Here is a 22,036-nt window from a genome sequence, read left to right as displayed (position 1 = left end):
GCATGAAATGTCGAGTCATTACACCTGGAAAAATGGTCCTGATATTATCAAGCAACATAGTATTGCTAAACATAAAATATTGAAAACGTACTTAGCAAAATACTATGCTACGTTGGTTGGTGATCGCCCTCGCAGTGAGTTTAAACTTACTGTTATTGATGGATTTGCAGGTGGTGGGGAGTATTATCATGAAGAAACGGGGGAACTTATCCTCGGCTCGCCACATATTTGCCTCCAAGAGGCACAAATTGCTGAGTTTGAAATCAATAAGAACCGTAGCAATAAAGTCCGGTTTGATATAACCCACATCTTTGTCGAAGCTATGAAACCGGCATTTCAGTTTCTTACGAAAAGTCTCCATGAAAGAGGCTATGGGAGTTTTATCGGGCAATCTATTCAATTGAGGCATGGAAAATTTGAGGATGAAGTTGATTCAATTATTGAATTCATTCAGAAGAAAACTCCGAAAAGTGGACGATCAATTTTTATTTTAGATCAGTTTGGTTATAAGGATGTTTCGACTGATATCATGAGGAGAATTTTCTCAAAATTAGATAAGGCAGAGATTATCTTAACATTTGGTGTTGACTCATTATTTAATTTTGCCAACGAAGTAAACTTAAATCAAAACCTTAGTCGGATTAATGTTCCAAATGTCTTTGCCAATCAAACAATAGAGAAAATCAAAGAATCAGAAAAAAATTGGCGTGGATTTGTACAATCAACCCTATATCAAGCGTTAATGGGTGAAGTTAAAGCCAAACACTATACCCCCTTCTTCATAAATAATAGCAAAGGGCATGGCGTCTATTGGCTGGTACATCTTTCGCAACATCATCGTGCTCGTAGTGTTATGACCGATGTACATTGGGGGCATCAGACCAATTTTTCTCATTATGGTGGTGCTGGATTAGATATGTTCAATATGTTAGGTTATGATCCTAGATTTGATAATGAATTTCAACAGCAAAGCATGTTTGCTTTTGATAAATTATCGGAAGATGCAAGCATTTCAAAAATGATGGAACAGATTCCAAGATTAATTTCAAATATGAAAGAAGGTTGTACCTTTGGGGAATTTTATGAGGGTACTTGCAATCAGACTCCAGCATCCTTATTAATCTATAAAAAATGCTTGGAGCTACTTATTGGGCATCATGAAATTCTCGTGGAAAGTTCAAGTGGAACTATTCGGTCAAAAGCCCATAGAATTGAGTTAACTGATCGCATTTCAAAATATCCTATGGCTAGTCTTTTTCTACCTTAAACATATCATGTTGTTTCTGAGAATTTTCTCGAAAATTATTTAATTGTTGCGGCTTTGAGAATTTTTGAGCTTTAAACATATTAAGCAAGTGTACCGCTGCCTTTTTAGAAAGGGATACTGCCTTTGGTGATGGATTTGATACAGCAAAAAAGAGCGCAAATTGTGGTGAACCTATATCAGGGAGTAAAATTGGATCATTTACCCACCCCTTGAATATAGTCATAAGTCGTGATTGAAACCACGCTGTTATTTGCTGATGTGCTACTTGTCTCTCAAGAACAGAATCATGGCCATCAAAAAGATTACCCTGACCAGATTCCTTATAAAATTGTGCTCGCCACGCCTCGGTTCCCAAAACTGCGTCTAAAGATGCTGCTTTTCTTTCGTCAATTTTTGAAAAATTATTTGCAGCTTGCCTGCATACAGCACTAATTGGAAACAAGTACCATACGTCAATTGCTTGAGTTGCTGCAATGCGTTCTAACGATGACCAACGAACAGCCATGCCATAAGGATCAAGAAATAATACTCCTCTCGTAGCTCTCCAATTTATCTTATTAAGGATTTCAAGTAATGCTATATTGGCGTCTTTTTCATGCACAAAAACCCTCTTCTTCCCATCCTGCACCGCCAAATTTTCAAGTGCTTGCACATGCTTATGTTTCAGGTCAGCTAAGTGAATTTCATCAAATTCTGGATTTGTTTCAATAGCAATTTTGGCTGACCCTTCAATTTGAAGGATATTGCCCGCACCAACCTGAATGTCACAGCGCCCAGTACCTGCAAATGTATCAATATATACTCGTCTAAATGGATTTTTTTCTGAAGGTGAATATTGAAGCGCAGTATTGAAAAATTCCAAATACTGCTTTAAAACATCCAACTTTATTTCAGTCCATGGACCGCCAAATGAATGTTTAGTCATCGGAGCGTGTCAAGGTAGTTGTCGCAAAAAATCGATTAAGCAACCATGCGCTGGTCCAGCTTTGATGGCGGATTAAGCCAGACCTCATTGGGCGCCAGCCAGGGCCGTGTATGACGCTTCCAGCGCAGCGGATGGCGTTGCCGGGCTTCGGCATAAACGTCGCGTCGGCGCTCCAGGATCGCATTGGCGGCGCCCGTATGGCGCTGCTCCGGCGTCACATAGGCCAAGGCGCTGTGCAAATGGGTGCAGTTGTACCAAGTCACAAATTGCAGTGTCCAATCCCGAGCCTGCGCGATGCTCTCAAAGCCTTTGGCTGGATAGCTGGGCGCATATTTACAGGTGCGGAACCACGCTTCGATATGGGCATTGTCATCGGAGACGCCAGGCCGGCTATGCGAGGAGCCGATGCCCAGCATTTCCAACTTGCTCTTGAGCGTGTGCGAAGTTTGCGCAGCACCGTTATCGGCATGCAGCACCAATGTAAGCGCCCAACGCCCCCATCTCGATCAGACCTGAATCACAGACCCAAGCGGCAATAGCTCATCCAAGCGATTGGCTGGCCAAGTGGGCAATTTGTTGAGCGTATCAAGCAGCCATTCGTATGGATCAAGGCCATTAAGCTTTGCCGTGGCCAGCAAAGACATGATGCAAGAGGCGCGATGGCCGGCGCGTTCTGTGCCGTAAAACAGCCAGTTCTTGCGCCCGATGGCCACCGGGCGCAAGGCATTTTCCGCCGCATTATTATCTATCGGCAAATCCCCGCTGTGTGCATAGCGCACCCGCGCAGGCCATCGGCTGAGGGTGTACACGATCGCTTTTTGCAAGCCGGAGGACGGACTGGCGCGGGCGCTGGTTTCATTCAGCCAGGTCTCGAATTCCGCTAACAGAGGCAGACTTTTTTCCCGTCGCAAATCCGCGCGTTGTTCTACGCACATGTCTTTTGCTTCGCGCTCAATTTCATATAACTGAGCAAAGCGATGCAAGGCTTCGGTGGTGATGGGCGTTGGACGTGCTGCGTGCAAATCGAAGAATTTGCGCCGCGCATGCGCCATACAGCCCAGCTCCACCACGCCGCCAGCAAATAATGCCTGATAGCCGGAATACGCATCCGCCATCAAATAGCCGCTCCAGCCCGCCAGCATGTTGCGCGCGTGCTGTCCCTGGCGTGATGGCTGATAGTCATACACCACAATCCGTGGCCCAGGCTCCATATCGTTGCTGCGGTACACCCATTGATAGCCGCGCTCGGTTTTGCCGGTTTTCGGCGCTAATTGCGCCACCGGCGTTTCATCGGCATGCAAGCAGCGCCGCTGTCGCAACAATTGCGCCAAGCGATCCGCCAACGGCGCCAGCGCCACGCCTGTACGTCCTACCCACTGCGCCAGCTTGGTGCGGGACAGGGGCACATTATGGCGCTCACCGATCTGCTCCAGGCGATACAGCGGCAGATGATCGAGATATTTCGACACCAGCAACCAAGCCAGCACATCGTGCTCAACGCCGCCGCCGTCAATAATCGACGGTGCGCTGGGCGCCTGATGAATGGATTGGCAAGCCTGACAGGCATATTTCGGATAGCGGTGACGCTTGACGCTGAACACTGCCGGCTGCACCGATAATTTTTCTGTGACATCTTCGCCAACTTTGCGCATCGCTTTGCCGCATTCCGGGCAGTCGCAACTGGCCGGCTCGTGCAACACGTCTTCGCGCGGCAAGTGCGCCGCCAGCGGCAGGCGACCAGGGCGCTTTTGTTTGACCGCTTCTTTTTTTGGGGACGCTGCTGCGAGCTTATCCAACTCGGCTTGCAGCGCCTCAATATCGGCATCCAAATCTTGCTCAAACAAATCGCGCTGCGTGCTGTCAGCCATGCGCTCACTCTTGATGCCGTAACGCATGCGGCGCAAGTACGTGACTTCTTGATGGAGTTTTTCGTTTTGCTGGCGCAGTTGATCCGCATAGCTTTGCACTTGTGCGGCTTGCTGCTCTGCATGTGTGGCGCGTTGTGCGAATGCAGCAGCTTTTTGCTCTGCCTGCGTGGCTTGCTCAATGAGCGCCAACAGCTCTTCCCGTAGCGGGGACGGGATGCCTTCGGTGTGTTGCAAGCGGTGTTTTTGCGCAATGAAATCCATGCCTGAAGTGTAACGCTTTCAAGCGCTTTTTCCTGCGTAAACACCATCTTTTTTGCGGTTTCTTTCATGGGATTTTTTTACCTGATCAAGAACCAGTCGGATCGTTGCCAAAGCGCATTTCAATACAGCCAGGCGGGGATGTGGGCAGCGCTCAGACGGCGCCAATCCACGCCTTTACACAGCCATTCCCATTGTTCTGTGTTGAGCAGAAACACTTGCGCGCCCGGTTCCGGCCAGGTGAAGCCGCCTTGATGCAGACGGCGCTGGCACAGCCAAATGCCGCTGGCGTCAAACACCAGCGCCTTGAGGCGATTGTTGCGCCGGTTGCGAAACACGTATGCAGCGCCATCCGACGGCGTGCGTCCCAAGCTGTGCTGAATGCGCGCGGCCAGGCTATCGATGCCGGCGCGCATATCCATCGCTTCTTGCACCAGCCAGATTTGCTTAGGCTGCGGCCAGCTCACGCCAGTTCTCGCAATAAAGCAGCCAGCCATTGCGCCGGAACATGCAGCGGAATATGCAGCCGCTGCGCGCCGCATTCCAGCGTCAGATTGCCGCTGATGGGGGCAGAAATGGCGCCAGTTGGCGCTTGTGCGGCAACCAAGGTCAGCGGCGCGCTTTCAGATCCGCTGCGGCTGCGCTTGATCCAGTATTGCAGGACCGGCAGATTGATTTCGTGCTGCCGGCAATACGCGCTTTGCGTTTGCCCACTCATGCGCCACGCCCGCACGTGCGCGAGCCATTCTTCTCTGCTTTTCTTCGGTGATTTGCTTTGCATACTTGCCCCTCCTGTTTGATGGGCACAGCATGCGCGGGTTTTGTGGGCTTGGGGAGATGGGGCGGTTGGGCGCTTACGCACCAATGGCGTGCAGCGGCGCTGTTCACGCCAGCAGGCGCGCTCAATCAGTAAAGCAGCTTCCTCACCATTTTCCCGCTCGTGGACTTCCCATGCGACCAGTTTGCGGCTGTAAATATCGAGCACGGCATACAGATAAAAATACTGGCCGCGCACCCGGCTGGGCAGGTACGTCACGTCCCAGCTCCAGACCTGGTTGGGGCCATGGGCGACATGGCGCACCGGCTCGCTGGCCACAGGAGCCTTGCTGCGACCCCGGTGATGCTGCTGGTCGGCGCTTCTCCCCCCGTGTCAAAATAGTTGTCGCCTCCAGTGATTTGGAGTTCTAATCCATCCCGGGGGCGATGGAACAGACGATAATGAAATACACACAAGAGAAGAAAGAACATGTGCTCAAGCTGATGAGCGCACCACAAAACAAGTCTGTGGCCGAGGTCGCTGAGATAAGCGGCGTGCCAGAGGCTACGCTTTACCTGTGGCGGAAGCAGGCCCGTGAAGCCGGTCGTGTTGTGCCTGGCGACGGACAAAACCCCGAGCAATGGCGTGCTGCGGACAAATTTGCTGCAGTACTGGAAGCGGCGCCGCTGAACGAAGCAGAGCTGGCTGAGTATTGCCGCCGTAAAGGCTTGCTGGTAGCGCAACTGGAGCGCTGGCGCACAGAAATGCACGCTGCGCTTAGCAGCCAGAGCAGTCAAGCCGATGCTGCAGCCCGGGCCAAAGACAAAAAGCGCATCAAGGAGCTGGAAAAGGATTTGCGGCGTAAAGAAAAAGCGCTGGCGGAAACAGCGGCCTTGCTGGTTCTGTCCCGAAAGTACGAGGCGCTGGGGATCGACGGCGAGGACGCATGACTGCGTTGCCCCAGCGCCTTGAAATGATCGCCGATATTCTGCAGGCCCGGAAGGCTGGTGCGCGTTTAGCATTGGCATGCGCCGAACTCGGTCTAAGCGTGCGCACCTTGGAACGTTGGCGTTGTGACGGTGAAATTCGTCCTGACGGCCGACCGGAGGCAGAGCGGCCAGCGCCTGCGCACAAACTGTCTGATGAAGAACGTCAGCGCATCCTGCAACTGTGTCATGAACCGCGCTTTGCCGATTTGCCGCCAGCGCAGATCGTGCCGCGGCTGGCCGACGAGGGAGCGTATGTGGCATCGGAATCGTCGTTCTATCGTGTGCTGAGAAGCGCCGACCAGCAGCATCACCGGGGTCGCAGCAAGGCTCCTGTGGCCAGCGAGCCGGTGCGCCATGTCGCCCATGGCCCCAACCAGGTCTGGAGCTGGGACGTGACGTACCTGCCCAGCCGGGTGCGCGGCCAGTATTTTTATCTGTATGCCGTGCTCGATATTTACAGCCGCAAACTGGTCGCATGGGAAGTCCACGAGCGGGAAAATGGTGAGGAAGCTGCTTTACTGATTGAGCGCGCCTGCTGGCGTGAACAGCGCCGCTGCACGCCATTGGTGCTGCATGCCGATAACGGTGCTGCGCAAACTTCGCACACGCTCAAGAGCAAGTTGGAAATGCTGGGCATCGGCTCCTCGCATAGCCGGCCTGGCGTCTCCGATGACAATGCCCATATCGAAGCGTGGTTCCGCACCTGTAAATATGCGCCCAGCTATCCAGCCAAAGGCTTTGAGAGCATCGCGCAGGCTCGGGATTGGACACTGCAATTTGTGACTTGGTACAACTGCACCCATTTGCACAGCGCCTTGGCCTATGTGACGCCGGAGCAGCGCCATACGGGCGCCGCCAATGCGATCCTGGAGCGCCGACGCGACGTTTATGCCGAAGCCCGGCAACGCCATCCGCTGCGCTGGAAGCGTCATACACGGCCCTGGCTGGCGCCCAATGAGGTCTGGCTTAATCCGCCATCAAAGCTGGACCAGCGCATGGTTGCTTAATCGATTTTTTGCGACAACTACCTTGACACGCTCCGTTCTCAGCACACGATAGAACGACGATTCCGATGCCACATACGCTCCCTCGTCGGCCAGCCGCGGCACGATCTGCGCTGGCGGCAAATCGGCAAAGCGCGGTTCATGACACAGTTGCAGGATGCGCTGACGTTCTTCATCAGACAGTTTGTGCGCAGGCGCTGGCCGCTCTGCCTCCGGTCGGCCGTCAGGACGAATTTCACCGTCACAACGCCAACGTTCCAAGGTGCGCACGCTTAGACCGAGTTCGGCGCATGCCAATGCTAAACGCGCACCAGCCTTCCGGGCCTGCAGAATATCGGCGATCATTTCAAGGCGCTGGGGCAACGCAGTCATGCGTCCTCGCCGTCGATCCCCAGCGCCTCGTACTTTCGGGACAGAACCAGCAAGGCCGCTGTTTCCGCCAGCGCTTTTTCTTTACGCCGCAAATCCTTTTCCAGCTCCTTGATGCGCTTTTTGTCTTTGGCCCGGGCTGCAGCATCGGCTTGACTGCTCTGGCTGCTAAGCGCAGCGTGCATTTCTGTGCGCCAGCGCTCCAGTTGCGCTACCAGCAAGCCTTTACGGCGGCAATACTCAGCCAGCTCTGCTTCGTTCAGCGGCGCCGCTTCCAGTACTGCAGCAAATTTGTCCGCAGCACGCCATTGCTCGGGGTTTTGTCCGTCGCCAGGCACAACACGACCGGCTTCACGGGCCTGCTTCCGCCACAGGTAAAGCGTAGCCTCTGGCACGCCGCTTATCTCAGCGACCTCGGCCACAGACTTGTTTTGTGGTGCGCTCATCAGCTTGAGCACATGTTCTTTCTTCTCTTGTGTGTATTTCATTATCGTCTGTTCCATCGCCCCCGGGATGGATTAGAACTCCAAATCACTGGAGGCGACAACTATTTTGACACGGGGGGTCATATACACATGTGAAATTGACTGGTTTTGAAAATTTTATTTCCAAAAATACGAGCAACATGGGTAGTTCTAACTTTCCAACAAATCTCTCAAAATGTTTGATTGTTAGAACTGAACCCGTTGGTGTTGGTGTGTTCCACAAGAGCTGCCCACCTTTGGTGCTATCCTTAAGGATTATTTCATTGTTGAACTAATCAACTCAAAAATAGCTCCGCTATTCATTTTCCTGGAAAAAAGTGCCAAAGGTGGATGTTCACAAAAAAGTGGTGAATTAACATCGTGCTCTAAATATGTTGAGTAGAAAACTGAGACGAAATCATTTTCGCCAACGATCTCTTGCAGGAAGTTTGAATTTTTATTACCACTTTCTTTGCAAAAGATTGCTTTGCATGCTCCCAAAACTCCGAATGTCAGGCAACCTGCAAAAAGAAAAACCTTCCTTCCGGAAACATCTGATAGTTTGCACAAAACTGAAACATCTTTATGAATTTTTCCATTCTCATTAGCAACAGGTCCTAATGGTGGCGCACTTATCCCATATTCGTCCTTAAATTTTAGGAGATCATCTTCGCAATCTGGTTTTTCAATAAAATAAAATGGAAGTTGATCTTGAAAAGCTCTAAATCGCTTATTCCATGCTGGCCCTCCTAAGACGAACAAGGTCTCATAATCTGAAATCTTATGTTCCGAAGCTGTAAAATCTCTTATTTTCAACTGAGGGTACATTCTTATTAAATGTGTTTTTAAATGAATAAAACTATCTAAATCAGCGAATCGGGCGTATCTTAAATAATTCCTATCAGTTTCTAAGGCGAAGTATGGCAACTCTTTTTCAGGAAGCTCAGAGCAGACAATGTCAACAACTTCCTTATCTTTCAAACCCAAAAAAGAATAATCGGATACTTGTGCCTTATTAAATTCATTTTGATGTTCAAGGAATTCATTAATGCATCGGCTCAATTGACCTGAAAAAATTTGCTGAAAATATTCAGTTTTATATATTTCAATAAAAATTCCAGCCATATCAGACGGAAGTCTTTTTATATCAATGGACTCGTGGCATAGGATTGATATTGATTTATGTATTTTCCGAGTGAAGGCATAGGCCATGCCTAATTCAAACATTACATTCGGATTTATTTCACTTACATCCGCGATGAAAATACAACAATCTTCTATTGATTTGGTAATTTGATTGAAAATACCTATGCCTGCTTGAAGATCACAAAATGTCCATTTTATCTCTACATTTGGTTTGCTACGTCTTAGCTCTGCGTTAATGTATTGAACAGAGCGTGCCACACTCATCTCTCTTTCCATCCGAGAAATCTGAATTGAAGAAAATTGATACGCAAAGAAAAGATGCACTGTTTTCATCATCTACGCTCCTATTTTTTTATCCATTGTGTTAGTTTTTTTCCAGACCATTTCTCTTTCTGAGAAATTTTATTTACACCTGTAACTATAGAATTCTCTGGAATGTCTTTGGTTATAATTGCACCTGCTGCAATATATGAATTCTCTCCTATTGTTATGCCTCCAATTATTATTGCCCCCCATCCAATTACTGTCCCTTTTTTAACTTTAGGAGCTGCTTCAGTAATGTCCCACCAACCTTTATGAGGCTGAGATTGCTCATGCACCAATGATCCAAATATTCTGCAATTATCTTCAACTACCGAATCATCGCAAATAAATGAAGCAATAACGCAATTATCTCCAATAGATACATTATCCGAAATGTGAGCTTGATAACATACACGACATCCTGAACCGATTTGAGAAAATGGCCCGATACGAGATTGATCTTCGATTATCGAATCCTCCCCTACAATGACTCCCTCGTAAATGGAAGCGAAGCCCCCAATTAAAACATTACGGCCAATTATTATATTGCTTGACTTTGAATTATCCATAGCTGATCCTCGCAGTCTTTGCTCAGATTCAACCCCAATTCGTGCTGTCGTATCAATTCGGGCTTCTTGATGGATTGATATAAAAGGTTTATTATTCATGATCAGAAAAATGGTGATGTAACAAATATTCTTCAGTTTTTAATAAGACATAAGTTTCATCTTCTTGTATTTCAAAACCATGATCAGCGCCAGAGATTGTTTCAAAGCTTATGGTTGGTAGTGAATTAAACAATTCTCTTGATGTTTCATATGAAACATAACTATCTTGATTGCCGTGAATTATTAAAATAGGTTGCTTGAATTTTTTCCATTTACTTTTAGGGTTTATTTGATGTAGTTCCTCCCACAAAACAACACCAATTCTAAAATAATCATCAATCAAAAAAAATCCATTAATATATATATTTTCTATATTTGGACCTGTAAAATTTTTAATTCCCCAATCTAGGGTTGGCGAAATAAATGTTCCCCAAGTATCTATTACTGGATTCAGCAGCACAAGGCATGTGATTTGACTGTTAAGATATTCACATAAACAACCTAATGGGACTGCCCCGAAACTTGAAGCGACAATTGATATATTGTCTGAAAAATGTGTTTTGCAGTAACTTAATATGGTTAGCAAATCAATGCATTCACCTGAAATTGTTACATATTCTGATGCTAATGAGCTATTTCCATGTCCACGGAAACTAAATCTAATTGATGCTAAGCCCTTCGATGCAAGTCTTCTGGCTAATTTCTCATATGTCCCAGACTCATTTAAGTCTGCCGTAATACCGTGAACTAATATTATCATAGCATCAGATTTTTTCCAACATAGTGGCGTTGTCAGAATAGAATCCAGCATAATATTATCTGGAGTCTTAATAGTTATGTTTTTCTCGATCATTTAATTGCCTCATAAAGAAAAGTGATTTTTCCTGATTGGATTTTGTGAATTATCATTTAAAGTAGGGGCTGTTTTCTGTGTCACTGCCATATATTTCTTTTGGTCCCTCATAAGCCATTTCCGACTTTAAAGCAAATGCATTAATTGATGGAGGAATTGATTTCGCGATGTCATGCCTTGGATGTTTTAAGTATGTTGCGGGCAAGAATTCGTCAAGTGGTATTATTTTTTTTTGAGGATGATAATTTAAGAGTTTATCAAGACCTTTTCTTGATAGAATGTATGAGTATGTGCAATATGAAAACCCTGGCACAACAAAAAAATTATGATCAAATATATCATTTTCGAGTTTTTCTCGTCCGAGGTACAACATATCCCAATCTGCGTGCTGCTCGGATAATTTTTGCAAAATATGATTAATTGTACCAATATTAAAATTTGGAACTATTACATCATCCTCCAGAAATAAGAAATATTTCACTTCTTGATGGGACTTAGCATTTTCCCAGCAAGCCAAATGAGAAAGAAAACAATCAATCTCACCTAATTTCATTTCCCTGTTCCACCATTGATTGTCACTGTCAATTCTCCAATCATATACCTGCGCATTTTTTCCAACAATATATCTCCCTTTTTCTTGAAGAGAAAAACTAAAAAGAGGAGTATGTGGATGTATCTGTGAAAGTAGTTTTTCTTGCCTATCTATGCGTTCTTTTAGACTTACTGCATATATCATTATGTGATTAGTTATCTTATTCATTTTAAGATACTGGGTTGATTTAATAGACCGATTTAAATTGAGTTTCTTGCAAAGCTCATTTTCCTAGCAGGGACACCATCATATATTGATTCATACGATGCTTAATGCACTAAATGTAGGTGTTCTGCTTAAAATTTATATAGTTTTGCAAGAGCCTCGATAATGATATTTTCTGATGCATGCTTTAATCAACGAAAAACTGCTCATTAATGCAAAAGCAAATGCCGCATCAGACATCCAGTGTCGCATGGTAACTAAGGCCCATCTTTCATCTTTGTAGGCCAGAGTTTGGATATTACCTAGTACGTTAAAGAAATGTTGATTTATTTAGCTTGCAAGCAAAAGCCACACTATAAATTTTTGATTTTATTAGGGTATGGGGGGGGAGCTTACTGTTGTATTAAATCAGCATTTCCTTAAAGTATTTTCTATAGTTGTTAAGTGGTTTTTATAGGACTATCCTCAACTTATGTTGATTTGTCAACCTGGAAATTTTTACAGGTAATTGATTTAAGCAAAATATTTATTTTTTTACCAAATTATAATTCTCCAATCTTTAACCTCCAAAATCTAAATTCCAAGATTTTTCTAAAGCGCTCTTACCATCGGCCTGTTATCCACCAGACCCGAGGAAAGGGACATGCCACACTTCCTGCAAAGCCCCAAGGCCTGCACATCGCGCCCCTGCTGGCGCTTTAGCGGCGCAGCCGCATTTGTTTGACGCTTTTCCCTATCGCACCTGCGCGCCGGATTCGCCACACCAGGCGGTCAGCGATATCTGGGTGCGCTACAACTATCCGGCCAACTTTGGCCCGTCCTTCAATGATGAACATGATGCCGTCTGGTATCCGGCCTATGCCGCGCTGCCGGCCTTGCAGGCGTTGCTGTTTGACTTGATGCATTTAGTTGGCGGCGAACGCTTGGGCGGCGTGTTGATTACCCGCCTGCCTGCTGGTGCAGAAATCGCGCCGCATGTCGATGCCGGCTGGCATGCCAGCTATTACGACAGTAAGCGCCCAACCGCCCCATCTCCCCAAGCCCACAAAACCCGCGCATGCTGTGCCCATCAAACAGGAGGGGCAAGTATGCAAAGCAAATCACCGAAGAAAAGCAGAGAAGAATGGCTCGCGCACGTGCGGGCGTGGCGCATGAGTGGGCAAACGCAAAGCGCGTATTGCCGGCAGCACGAAATCAATCTGCCGGTCCTGCAATACTGGATCAAGCGCAGCCGCAGCGGATCTGAAAGCGCGCCGCTGACCTTGGTTGCCGCACAAGCGCCAACTGGCGCCATTTCTGCCCCCATCAGCGGCAATCTGACGCTGGAATGCGGCGCGCAGCGGCTGCATATTCCGCTGCATGTTCCGGCGCAATGGCTGGCTGCTTTATTGCGAGAACTGGCGTGAGCTGGCCGCAGCCTAAGCAAATCTGGCTGGTGCAAGAAGCGATGGATATGCGCGCCGGCATCGATAGCCTGGCCGCGCGCATTCAGCACAGCTTGGGACGCACGCCGTCGGATGGCGCTGCATACGTGTTTCGCAACCGGCGCAACAATCGCCTCAAGGCGCTGGTGTTTGACGCCAGCGGCATTTGGCTGTGCCAGCGCCGTCTGCATCAAGGCGGCTTCACCTGGCCGGAACCGGGCGCGCAAGTGTTTCTGCTCAACACAGAACAATGGGAATGGCTGTGTAAAGGCGTGGATTGGCGCCGTCTGAGCGCTGCCCACATCCCCGCCTGGCTGTATTGAAATGCGCTTTGGCAACGATCCGACTGGTTCTTGATCAGGTAAAAAAATCCCATGAAAGAAACCGCAAAAAAGATGGTGTTTACGCAGGAAAAAGCGCTTGAAAGCGTTACACTTCAGGCATGGATTTCATTGCGCAAAAACACCGCTTGCAACACACCGAAGGCATCCCGTCCCCGCTACGGGAAGAGCTGTTGGCGCTCATTGAGCAAGCCACGCAGGCAGAGCAAAAAGCTGCTGCATTCGCACAACGCGCCACACATGCAGAGCAGCAAGCCGCACAAGTGCAAAGCTATGCGGATCAACTGCGCCAGCAAAACGAAAAACTCCATCAAGAAGTCACGTACTTGCGCCGCATGCGTTACGGCATCAAGAGTGAGCGCATGGCTGACAGCACGCAGCGCGATTTGTTTGAGCAAGATTTGGATGCCGATATTGAGGCGCTGCAAGCCGAGTTGGATAAGCTCGCAGCAGCGTCCCCAAAAAAAGAAGCGGTCAAACAAAAGCGCCCTGGTCGCCTGCCGCTGGCGGCGCACTTGCCGCGCGAAGACGTGTTGCACGAGCCGGCCAGTTGCGACTGCCCGGAATGCGGCAAAGCGATGCGCAAAGTTGGCGAAGATGTCACAGAAAAATTATCGGTGCAGCCGGCAGTGTTCAGCGTCAAGCGTCACCGCTATCCGAAATATGCCTGTCAGGCTTGCCAATCCATTCATCAGGCGCCCAGCGCACCGTCGATTATTGACGGCGGCGGCGTTGAGCACGATGTGCTGGCTTGGTTGCTGGTGTCGAAATATCTCGATCATCTGCCGCTGTATCGCCTGGAGCAGATCGGTGAGCGCCATAATGTGCCCCTGTCCCGCACCAAGCTGGCGCAGTGGGTAGGACGTACAGGCGTGGCGCTGGCGCCGTTGGCGGATCGCTTGGCGCAATTGTTGCGACAGCGGCGCTGCTTGCATGCCGATGAAACGCCGGTGGCGCAATTAGCGCCGAAAACCGGCAAAACCGAGCGCGGCTATCAATGGGTGTACCGCAGCAACGATATGGAGCCTGGGCCACGGATTGTGGTGTATGACTATCAGCCATCACGCCAGGGACAGCACGCGCGCAACATGCTGGCGGGCTGGAGCGGCTATTTGATGGCGGATGCGTATTCCGGCTATCAGGCATTATTTGCTGGCGGCGTGGTGGAGCTGGGCTGTATGGCGCATGCGCGGCGCAAATTCTTCGATTTGCACGCAGCACGTCCAACGCCCATCACCACCGAAGCCTTGCATCGCTTTGCTCAGTTATATGAAATTGAGCGCGAAGCAAAAGACATGTGCGTAGAACAACGCGCGGATTTGCGACGGGAAAAAAGTCTGCCTCTGTTAGCGGAATTCGAGACCTGGCTGAATGAAACCAGCGCCCGCGCCAGTCCGTCCTCCGGCTTGCAAAAAGCGATCGTGTACACCCTCAGCCGATGGCCTGCGCGGGTGCGCTATGCACACAGCGGGGATTTGCCGATAGATAATAATGCGGCGGAAAATGCCTTGCGCCCGGTGGCCATCGGGCGCAAGAACTGGCTGTTTTACGGCACAGAACGCGCCGGCCATCGCGCCTCTTGCATCATGTCTTTGCTGGCCACGGCAAAGCTTAATGGCCTTGATCCATACGAATGGCTGCTTGATACGCTCAACAAATTGCCCACTTGGCCAGCCAATCGCTTGGATGAGCTATTGCCGCTTGGGTCTGTGATTCAGGTCTGATCGAGATGGGGGCGTTGGGCGCTTACTTACGACAAGTTCTATATCGCCCTGCAAAACGCACCCGGCGCGGTATTCCGCTTCCCGGATGGCGAGATTCCCGCCAAACCGGGCGACTGCTCCTGGTTTGACAATTCCGTTCCCCACAGCGTGCACAACGATTCCGGACAAGAGCGCCTGGCCTTGATTGTTTGCATCCGTTCCGCCGCCTTTTCTGCTTTCAAGCAAGAACAGGGAAAAATTCCGACAAAAAATCAGATGACAAAAAAGGAGGCAAAATTGGAGACAAGCCATGCCTGATCTGGATATCCAACACCACTTTTCCAGCGGCGTATATGTGCGGCAAATGACTTTGCCTGCCGGCCATGTGGCGCAAAGTCATCGCCACCGTTTTGATCATTTAAGCATTCTGGCGCAGGGTGAAGTGCTGCTGACCGTGAATGGCGTCAGCACGCACTACCGGGCGCCGGTCTGCATCACTTCAGACGCAGTATTACGGCGAAGGCGCCGGCTGAGCCTTCATGAATCAAATCAGCGCAGGCTCAGCCTGCACGCCCGACTTAGCCGGCGGCGCGGGCAGACAGCTTTGCAGACGGGCCAACGCAAGCCCCAGCGCACGCTCATCAAAAATCCGCGCTTTACGTTCAGCCGCATCTTTGCCGCCGGGCCAGCGCAACAAAGCATCACGCAGTACAGGCACGCTCGGGGCCACCTGTTCTTGCACCACAAGCCAATCGACCGTGGCCAACAATTCCAGTCCGAACGGAGATTCAAAGCCATCGATGAGTTGAATACAGGCCTGCAGCGCCGCTTGATAATTCTGTGCTTCAGATTGCAAATAGCTTTGCAACACATGCTTGTGCGCATCATCAAACCAGATCACATCGAAGGGGCCGGCGTCAGCAATCCGTTTCTCAGAATGCAAATAACTGCCGTCCAGATGGTTGATCAAGTGGTGCAAACGCTGCGCATAAGGACCATATTTGTGCGCAACAAACTGCAAATGCAATTCATGATCCTGCATATTGTGGTTGACGATGGCGCGTTCTAAAAACCAGGCCAGTTTTTGAATTTCCATCAAACTGCATTCCATCGCCAACACAGCATAGCAGCGCACCAGCTCCGCAATCAGGGCGCGCGCCGGGGTCAGTTTTTCGACGCCACTGCGTTTGCTCACATTTTGGTATTGCGCAGTCGGCTCATAAACCAGAATCTCAAGCGGGAGATCGCCCAGGGCGGTAATAATCTGTTCGCGCACAGCTTCCCAGGCCAGCCCCCCATTCCCCGCGCCCAGCGGCGGCAACGCGATAGACTGCACCTCTTGTTCCAGCAAAAAGCCGCGCAAATCCTGCAAGCCTTGAATAATCCACTCCATGCGCGATGGCGCGCGCCAATGCTGTTTGGTAGGAAAATTGACAATCCAGCGCGGCCCATCCAACTCATGCACCCGGGTGACAAACATCTTGCCGGTTTGCACCTGCTGCGCTTTGCAAGCGGCGGCATACTGGCGAAAATTGTCGGCGAAGCGCTCTTTGAACATCAGCGCAATGCCTTTGCCCATCACCCCAACGGTATTCACGGTATTCACCAGCGCCTCAACCGGCGCTTCCAGCAAATTACCTTGCTTATATGTAATCATCAAAAATACCATCCAGTATCAGCGCGCACAGGCAAATTCAAATCACGCGCCAGATCAACAGTTCGTGATTGTACGGCTTACAAAGAAATCCGCCGCAAATACTGCATTTGCTATGCCGCCCCGGACAAACCGCCTTACCACGCCCGCAAGCCCGTCCCATCCCACTCCAGCAAACCCGCGCCCGCTTCATCCACCCGCAATACCGGGCAGCGCCTTAGCGCTGGCAGTTTTGCTTGCTGCAAATCCTGCAGCCATTGCTTAACCCCCTCCTCTGTCAGATCTTGCGGCAAGGCGTAACTGTCCTGCCAGCTGCCGCTGTTCAAATACAGCCCGCCCACATACTGAATCTGCTTGGGCGCGTGGGTGTGGCCGGTGATGGCGATCATCGGGCCGCTGGGGTGGCGGCCCCAGGTGGTGATGCTGTCCACCGCCAGCGCATCCTGGCAGGCCGCATCTTGCACCGCCTGCGCCTGGCTGATTTCATGCGCCAGGGCGCGCAACAAGAGGCGGCCAAACCAGCCGTCGGACGCCGCCAAGGTGTTTGGCGCGGCTTGCGCGCCTTGCAAATACGTCTCAATCTCCTGGCAAATCATGTCGGTGTTTTGCGGGATGCGTTCAGTTGGCGTCATGCGCATGAACAAATCATCGGCTAATTGCTTGAGCACAGGGTTTTCATCGATGGCTTGGCTTTCTTCAGTCAGCAAATGCGCAGGCCGCAGGTATAAAGCCAAACGGCGCAGCAGCGCCTGCGCGCCCAAACCTAAAGCCGTCTGGATGCGCTTCCACGCCAGTTTCGGATCGAGATACAGCAAGCTGAAAATCACCGCCATTTCCGTAGGCATGCCGTCGATGAAGGGAAAACGCTTGCGCCCTTGCGCATCGCGCGCGCGGCGGTAGGGGTTGATGACTTGCAACACCATGTTTGAACCGGGCGGCAGTTTGACCGATGCGTCGCCATCCGCCTCAGCCTTGCCCATGGTTTCCGCGCTGATGGCGTTAAACGGGTCTTGCCAATGGCCGTGCATGCCCTGCACCTGATGCCCGTAAGCCTGCACCGACCAGCAAGCCAGGTTATACGGCAAGGGCGGGCTGGCGCCTAAGCGCGCTTGCAAGACCTCTTGCACACTGTGCCAATGCAATTCGGGATCGTGGTTGCCGGGCTGGCAGTGCAGGATATGGCCGGCCTGGGTGAAGCGGCGCAGCGCTTGCACGATATTGTGCGCGGCGTCTTCTTTGTCCAGTGCGTCCAAAATGGCGCTCATGCGCGGCGCCGCCATGGGCAGGGAAAGCGTGTCGTAATCCGGCAATTGCAAAAAATCAAACACATCGCCGTTCAAAATCAGGCGCACCGGCTGCGCCTGGGCGCGCATATATTCCAGCAGGCCGACCAGGGCGGCATGGCTGTGAAAACTCAAGGCCTCACTGCGCGGGGCCAGGTGTAAATCGCTTAAAACATACAGCGGCGGATGATCTTGTTGGCTGGGCATCTTCATGCATCTCCTTCTGTATCCGGCGGCGGGGCGAATAAATCAATTTCACCAGCAGCGACTTTGGCGGCCAGATCGGCCAGGAAGTCGTCGAGGGCGGTTTGTAAATCTGTGGCGAGCGCTGTCATCTGGGTGGCGTATTCATCGGCGGGCAGCGCTTGTTTGAGCTGCACAGTAAATTTTCGGCCCAAGTTCTCAGCCCCCGGGTCTTGAATGGCTTGCGCGACTTGCCAGGCGCGGTAGAGTGCGGCCAAGCCTAATTGCTGATCTTGCGACAGTAAAGATTGCCCAAGGTCGGACAGGGCAATTTTTTGGCCGTAGCGATCGTCAATCGCGGTCAATATGTGCAGGGCCTGGCCATTGAGTGCGCAAGCTTGCATGAGGCGGCCAGCTTGGGCGGCAATTCTGGCCAGGTAGCCAAAACATGCCGCCATGCCAAGCTGGTTTTGTATTGATTCATGCATTTGCCAAGCCTGTATGAGATGGCGGAAGGCGGTAGCCAGCTTGTCTTGCTCCACATCGCACAGCCCCAGCACTTGCAGGATATTGGCCTGCCCCAGTTTCTCGTCTATCGCCTCATACAGCGCCAGCGCGCTTTGGTAGTCCGCGCGCGCGCCAGGCAAATCGTCCATGCGCCGCTTCACCTCGCCTAAGGCGAGAAGCGCATTGGCCTGCCCCAGTTTGTCGTCTATCGCCTCATACAGCGCCAGTGCGCTTTGGCAGTCCGCGCGCGCCCCTGGCAAATCGCCCAGGCGCAGCTTCAAGTTGCCTAAGGCCCTTAGCGTATTGGCCTGCCCCAGTTTCTCGTCTATCGCCTCATACAGCGCCAGTGCGCTTTGGTAGTCCGCGCGCGCCCCTGGCAAATCGTCCACGCGCTGCTTCAAGTCGCCTAATGCCTTTAGCGTATTGGCCTGCCCCAGTTTGTCGTCTATCGCCTCATACAGCGCCAGTGCGCTTTGGTAGTCCTCGCCCGCCCCTGGCAAATCGTCCACGCGCAGCTTCAACTCGCCTAAGGCTCTTAGCGCATTGGCCTGCCCCAGTTTCTCGTCTATCGCCTCATACAGCGCCAGTGCGCTTTGGCAGTCCGCGCGCGCCCCTGGCAAATCGTCCATGCGCCGCTTCACCTCGCCTAAGGCGAGAAGCGCATTGGCCTGCCCCAGTTTCTCGTCTATCGCCTCATACAGCACCAGTGCGCTTTGGCAGTCCGCGCGCGCCCCTGGCAAATCGTCCACGAACAGCTTCAAGTTGCCCAGAACACGATGCCCGACAGGACTTGCAGCATGCCGTGGCCAAACCTTGAAAACCGATTGCAGCAATTTGCCAAGCTTCTCCACCCCAGCCTGCGCCCTGTCACCGAAGTCAAAACTCTTCCCCAGGTCTTGCAGCAAGCCCAGCGCCAAATCCGCGCTTGCCTCATCCCCCCGCGCCGCCAATTGCGCCAACGCTTGCAACAAATTGCCTTCTTCCATTTGCATCCAACGCAAGGCTTGCGGCATTTCCTCTGTGCCAAATTTATTACCGCAAGCAACTGTCCGCGCCGCCAAGCGCTGATACAAAGCCCATAACAAGGGCCAAGCCTGCTCTTGATCTTCGCGCTTTTGCAAACGCAAGGCCGCAAACACAGCCAGCGGCGCCGCCTGCTGCAAGCGCCTGGTTTCGCCATGCAAGCTCAGCAAATGGTATTGCAGCAAAATCGACAGCGCATCCGCCAGCCAGGGAAAATCTGCATGCGGCAATAACTCTTGCGCCAAACCAGCAGGAAACGCGCCCAGCACATCAAACAGCAGCAGCGCATGCGGGTTTTCCCGCCCGGCGGCATCCAAGGTAAGTTGCATAGACAGCAAGAGGCTTTCTTGTGCAAAACGCTTCTTTTTCGCCACACTCCAATTCTCCGGCACCGGGTCTTGGAATAACTCTTCGGTGCTGATGGCAGACGGCCCGGCTTGCGCCAGGCGCAGCAATAATTGCGCCACGCCGATTTGCGCGCCAAGCTGGCCAGCAAGTAAAACAATGGCGCGCGCATTGCAGGCGATGTTTTCCATCAACTGCGGCAGCTTGGCATGGTCGGCTGGCGCTAAACGCGGGCCGGCGCTGGCGATAAATAAGGCGCAGGCGTCGCCGCTGGCCAGCGGCGGCACTTCGCGCGCGGCGATCCAGGGTTGGGCTTGCGGCAGCGCGCGGCGCGAGGTCAGCAGGCAGCGGAAATGCGGCGAAGCGGCGCGCATGCCTTGCAAAAACGCCAGCATACTGTTTTGCATGGGAGCGTCTTGCAAAATGTCTTCGGCATTGTCCACCAGCAGCAGCCAATCAAGATTGTGATAGGCGGCGAATAACTCTGCATCGCTGCTCACTTCCTGCAAGCCGCGCCATTGCGCCATTGCATATTTAAGTTGGCTCAAGTCGGCCAACGCATGCATGGCGACAAAGGCCACGCTTTTGCCCTGGGCGCGCCAGTGCGCCGCCAGGGCGAGCGCGAGCGCGGTTTTGCCCACGCCGGCCATACCTTCCAAGACCAGCACGGCATGCGTTTGCAAACTGTCGATGGCATGCGCCAAGGCATCATCGCGCCCGCTGAAATGCGGACTGAGCGGCGGCAGTGACGGCAAGTCGCGCAACAGCGCGGGCGCGGCGGGCGGCGCGGCGCTCAGTTTCGGTAATTGATACACCGGTTGCTGCCGTTTGGCGCGTGAATGCAGCACCGGCCTGGCCCAAAACAGCGTGTCACTTGACATGGCGGCGCGCGATGCCGCCAAAGCTTGCTCCAAATCGCCATCGGCGCGCTGCGCCAGGTTTTGCAGCAGATGGCTGGAAAATTGGGCGCTTAACTTCGCGTCCAGCGCAGAATGGGCCGCCAGCACCGCCATCACATCGCCATAATCCGGGTCGAGCAAGGCTTCAGCCACGCCCTGGCTCAGCTCTTGCGACGTGCCGGCGCCATGGCAGCTCCACAGCATGGCCAAATCCAGCTTGGCCTGGTTCGCCAGGCAGGCAAAGTCCTGGGCGCTGATGGACTCGCCCGTGTCTTGCGGGTAGGCGGGATGGGTTTGATTATGCAGCAGCAGCGCACTGCCTTGGCTGGCGCCATGGCCTATCCAAATCAAGACTTGCGGTGCGTTGTCCCTCAAGCTTTGATCCAAATTTTCTCTGCTGGCGTGGCGCAAAGGGGGCAAGCAATCTGCCCTGCCCTCTTTTTGCAGCACTTGCAAGGCTTGCTCATGGACGATGAAATCCTGTTGCGGCAGTCGTGCGCCATTCAGATTGCAGGTATTCGCATACGCCAGCATCACACGCGGCAAAGACGCCTGCCGCGCCGCCCTGGCATGCGGCGCGCGCGTGGCTTGGTTGCGCTGAGTGCGAAAACTGCTCCAGCGCGGGCGCAGGAATAAAAAACCTTTGCCGTCATGCAGCAGTTCAAACGGCAGCATGGACAAGGGCGCGCCATCCCAGCTCAGGGCCGGGCTGTCTTGTGCGATGCGGATTTCCAGGCGCAAGCCCAGCGGCTGACCATTGGCATCCCGCGCGGCGGCTTGCGTACAGGCGGCCTGCCATTGCGGCGCCAGTTTGGGTGAATGGGAAAATAAGGCTTGATATAGCAGGCAGCCATAATGGCGGGCTTCTTCCAGCAAGGGTTCGCCACGGTGAAAGCCTTGCAGAAATTGGCCCACGCTATAGCCGGGACAGAGCGCATCGTCTGCACGCGGCAGCACGATATCGTCATACTCTTCGATGAATTCGCCTTGTCCGGCGTCGAGTAACTGTACATGCAAGAAATCTTGCTGGGCGATGTTGTATTGTTTGCTGATGCTCAAAATACGCTCAATCGGCATACTGGCTCCCGGGGCGGTTGCGGGTGGTT

18 protein-coding genes and 2 pseudogenes are annotated in these 22,036 nt (G+C 51.9%); 5 read left to right on the top strand and 15 right to left on the bottom strand.

What is annotated here, in order from left to right:
* Positions 1–7: 7 nt before the first annotated feature.
* Complete coding sequence (locus tag V8J88_RS07530) at positions 8–1,267, top strand: three-Cys-motif partner protein TcmP (RefSeq protein WP_338848758.1); 1,260 nt, start codon at positions 8–10, stop codon at positions 1,265–1,267.
* Here the strand turns inward: V8J88_RS07530 and tcmP are convergent.
* The 5 genes and pseudogenes from tcmP to V8J88_RS07505 form a co-directional block, all read right to left on the bottom strand.
* Entirely contained in the window at positions 1,248–2,192 is a 945-nt protein-coding gene (gene tcmP / locus V8J88_RS07525) for a three-Cys-motif partner protein TcmP (protein WP_338848757.1), read from the bottom strand. The genes V8J88_RS07530 and tcmP overlap by 20 nt on opposite strands.
* A gap of 35 nt (positions 2,193–2,227) precedes the next feature.
* Positions 2,228–2,668 carry an integrase core domain-containing protein gene (locus V8J88_RS07520; protein WP_338849849.1) on the bottom strand — a complete coding sequence of 147 codons (441 nt, stop codon included), beginning with the start codon at positions 2,666–2,668 and terminating at the stop codon, positions 2,228–2,230.
* Positions 2,669–2,698: 30 nt separating this feature from the next.
* The gene (locus tag V8J88_RS07515; protein WP_338844871.1) at positions 2,699–4,321 is read right to left on the bottom strand and encodes an IS66 family transposase; all 1,623 of its coding nucleotides are present in this window, start codon (positions 4,319–4,321) and stop codon (positions 2,699–2,701) included.
* A gap of 119 nt (positions 4,322–4,440) precedes the next feature.
* Positions 4,441–4,785, bottom strand: a complete 345-nt coding sequence (gene tnpB / locus V8J88_RS07510) for an IS66 family insertion sequence element accessory protein TnpB (RefSeq protein ID WP_338844870.1) — start codon at positions 4,783–4,785, stop codon at positions 4,441–4,443.
* 413 nt (positions 4,786–5,198) lie between these two features.
* A pseudogene (locus V8J88_RS07505) lies at positions 5,199–5,459 on the bottom strand (DDE-type integrase/transposase/recombinase); the annotation flags it as partial.
* 74 nt (positions 5,460–5,533) lie between these two features.
* Between V8J88_RS07505 and V8J88_RS07500 the strand changes: the two are divergent.
* Positions 5,534–7,071: pseudogene (locus tag V8J88_RS07500) on the top strand (IS3 family transposase).
* On the opposite strand, the gene V8J88_RS07495 reads toward V8J88_RS07500, so the two are convergent.
* From V8J88_RS07495 to V8J88_RS07470, 6 genes are all read right to left on the bottom strand, one after another.
* A complete protein-coding gene (locus V8J88_RS07495; protein ID WP_338848756.1) occupies positions 7,042–7,440 on the bottom strand; it encodes a helix-turn-helix domain-containing protein in 399 nt (132 codons plus the stop codon). The pseudogene V8J88_RS07500 and the gene V8J88_RS07495 overlap by 30 nt on opposite strands.
* The gene (locus V8J88_RS07490; RefSeq protein ID WP_338847466.1) at positions 7,437–7,925 is read right to left on the bottom strand and encodes a transposase; all 489 of its coding nucleotides are present in this window, start codon (positions 7,923–7,925) and stop codon (positions 7,437–7,439) included. The genes V8J88_RS07495 and V8J88_RS07490 overlap by 4 nt, the downstream gene beginning before the upstream one ends.
* 252 nt (positions 7,926–8,177) lie before the next feature.
* Positions 8,178–9,383, bottom strand: coding sequence for a hypothetical protein (locus tag V8J88_RS07485; RefSeq protein WP_338848755.1), 1,206 nt, complete (start codon positions 9,381–9,383; stop codon positions 8,178–8,180).
* Between the two features lie 8 nt (positions 9,384–9,391).
* Positions 9,392–10,018: a DapH/DapD/GlmU-related protein gene (locus V8J88_RS07480; RefSeq protein ID WP_338848754.1), complete on the bottom strand. Its 627-nt coding sequence runs from the start codon at positions 10,016–10,018 to the stop codon at positions 9,392–9,394.
* On the bottom strand, positions 10,011–10,811 hold the full coding sequence (locus V8J88_RS07475; protein WP_338848753.1) for an alpha/beta fold hydrolase: 801 nt from the start codon (positions 10,809–10,811) through the stop codon (positions 10,011–10,013). The genes V8J88_RS07480 and V8J88_RS07475 overlap by 8 nt, the downstream gene beginning before the upstream one ends.
* Before the next feature lie 52 nt (positions 10,812–10,863).
* Entirely contained in the window at positions 10,864–11,571 is a 708-nt protein-coding gene (locus V8J88_RS07470; protein ID WP_338848752.1) for a glycosyltransferase family 25 protein, read from the bottom strand.
* A 713-nt stretch (positions 11,572–12,284) separates the two neighbouring features.
* Between V8J88_RS07470 and V8J88_RS07465 the strand changes: the two genes are divergently transcribed.
* From V8J88_RS07465 to V8J88_RS07455, 3 genes are all read left to right on the top strand, one after another.
* Entirely contained in the window at positions 12,285–12,974 is a 690-nt protein-coding gene (locus V8J88_RS07465; RefSeq protein ID WP_338848751.1) for a hypothetical protein, read from the top strand.
* Positions 12,971–13,315, top strand: coding sequence for an IS66 family insertion sequence element accessory protein TnpB (gene tnpB / locus V8J88_RS07460; RefSeq protein ID WP_338844870.1), 345 nt, complete (start codon positions 12,971–12,973; stop codon positions 13,313–13,315). Before V8J88_RS07465 ends, tnpB (V8J88_RS07460) begins: the two co-directional genes overlap by 4 nt.
* Before the next feature lie 119 nt (positions 13,316–13,434).
* On the top strand, positions 13,435–15,057 hold the full coding sequence (locus tag V8J88_RS07455) for an IS66 family transposase (protein WP_338844871.1): 1,623 nt from the start codon (positions 13,435–13,437) through the stop codon (positions 15,055–15,057).
* Positions 15,058–15,274: 217 nt separating this feature from the next.
* Here V8J88_RS07455 and V8J88_RS07450 read toward each other — a convergent pair whose 3' ends face one another.
* The 4 genes from V8J88_RS07450 to V8J88_RS07435 form a co-directional block, all read right to left on the bottom strand.
* Entirely contained in the window at positions 15,275–15,454 is a 180-nt protein-coding gene (locus tag V8J88_RS07450) for a hypothetical protein (RefSeq protein WP_338848750.1), read from the bottom strand.
* 126 nt (positions 15,455–15,580) lie between these two features.
* A complete protein-coding gene (locus V8J88_RS07445; RefSeq protein WP_338848749.1) occupies positions 15,581–16,693 on the bottom strand; it encodes a macro domain-containing protein in 1,113 nt (370 codons plus the stop codon).
* 134 nt (positions 16,694–16,827) lie between these two features.
* Positions 16,828–18,186, bottom strand: coding sequence for a metallophosphoesterase (locus tag V8J88_RS07440; protein WP_338848748.1), 1,359 nt, complete (start codon positions 18,184–18,186; stop codon positions 16,828–16,830).
* Positions 18,183–22,007 (bottom strand): tetratricopeptide repeat protein, encoded by a 3,825-nt coding sequence (locus tag V8J88_RS07435; protein ID WP_338848747.1) that lies wholly within the window; start codon positions 22,005–22,007, stop codon positions 18,183–18,185. The genes V8J88_RS07440 and V8J88_RS07435 overlap by 4 nt, the downstream gene beginning before the upstream one ends.
* Positions 22,008–22,036 lie beyond the last annotated feature (29 nt).

It is taken from the genome of Massilia sp. W12 (assembly GCF_037300705.1).
Classification (GTDB): Bacteria; Pseudomonadota; Gammaproteobacteria; order Burkholderiales; family Burkholderiaceae_D; genus JACPVY01.
Note: the sequence above shows the minus strand (reverse complement) of the source record. Positions and strands in the feature narration are given on the sequence as shown.

What these genes read in the sequence shown, in the direction of transcription:
- V8J88_RS07530 (WP_338848758.1), top strand. Translation starts at nt 8, where the DNA reads ATGTCGAGTCATTACACCTGGAAAAATGGTCCTGATATTATCAAGCAA.
- tcmP (WP_338848757.1), bottom strand. Translation starts at nt 2,192, where the DNA reads ATGACTAAACATTCATTTGGCGGTCCATGGACTGAAATAAAGTTGGAT.
- V8J88_RS07515 (WP_338844871.1), bottom strand. Translation starts at nt 4,321, where the DNA reads ATGGATTTCATTGCGCAAAAACACCGCTTGCAACACACCGAAGGCATC.
- V8J88_RS07495 (WP_338848756.1), bottom strand. Translation starts at nt 7,440, where the DNA reads ATGACTGCGTTGCCCCAGCGCCTTGAAATGATCGCCGATATTCTGCAG.
- V8J88_RS07490 (WP_338847466.1), bottom strand. Translation starts at nt 7,925, where the DNA reads ATGAAATACACACAAGAGAAGAAAGAACATGTGCTCAAGCTGATGAGC.
- V8J88_RS07485 (WP_338848755.1), bottom strand. Translation starts at nt 9,383, where the DNA reads ATGATGAAAACAGTGCATCTTTTCTTTGCGTATCAATTTTCTTCAATT.
- V8J88_RS07480 (WP_338848754.1), bottom strand. Translation starts at nt 10,018, where the DNA reads ATGAATAATAAACCTTTTATATCAATCCATCAAGAAGCCCGAATTGAT.
- V8J88_RS07475 (WP_338848753.1), bottom strand. Translation starts at nt 10,811, where the DNA reads ATGATCGAGAAAAACATAACTATTAAGACTCCAGATAATATTATGCTG.
- V8J88_RS07470 (WP_338848752.1), bottom strand. Translation starts at nt 11,571, where the DNA reads ATGAATAAGATAACTAATCACATAATGATATATGCAGTAAGTCTAAAA.
- V8J88_RS07455 (WP_338844871.1), top strand. Translation starts at nt 13,435, where the DNA reads ATGGATTTCATTGCGCAAAAACACCGCTTGCAACACACCGAAGGCATC.
- V8J88_RS07450 (WP_338848750.1), bottom strand. Translation starts at nt 15,454, where the DNA reads ATGATCAAAACGGTGGCGATGACTTTGCGCCACATGGCCGGCAGGCAA.
- V8J88_RS07445 (WP_338848749.1), bottom strand. Translation starts at nt 16,693, where the DNA reads ATGATTACATATAAGCAAGGTAATTTGCTGGAAGCGCCGGTTGAGGCG.
- V8J88_RS07440 (WP_338848748.1), bottom strand. Translation starts at nt 18,186, where the DNA reads ATGAAGATGCCCAGCCAACAAGATCATCCGCCGCTGTATGTTTTAAGC.
- V8J88_RS07435 (WP_338848747.1), bottom strand. Translation starts at nt 22,007, where the DNA reads ATGCCGATTGAGCGTATTTTGAGCATCAGCAAACAATACAACATCGCC.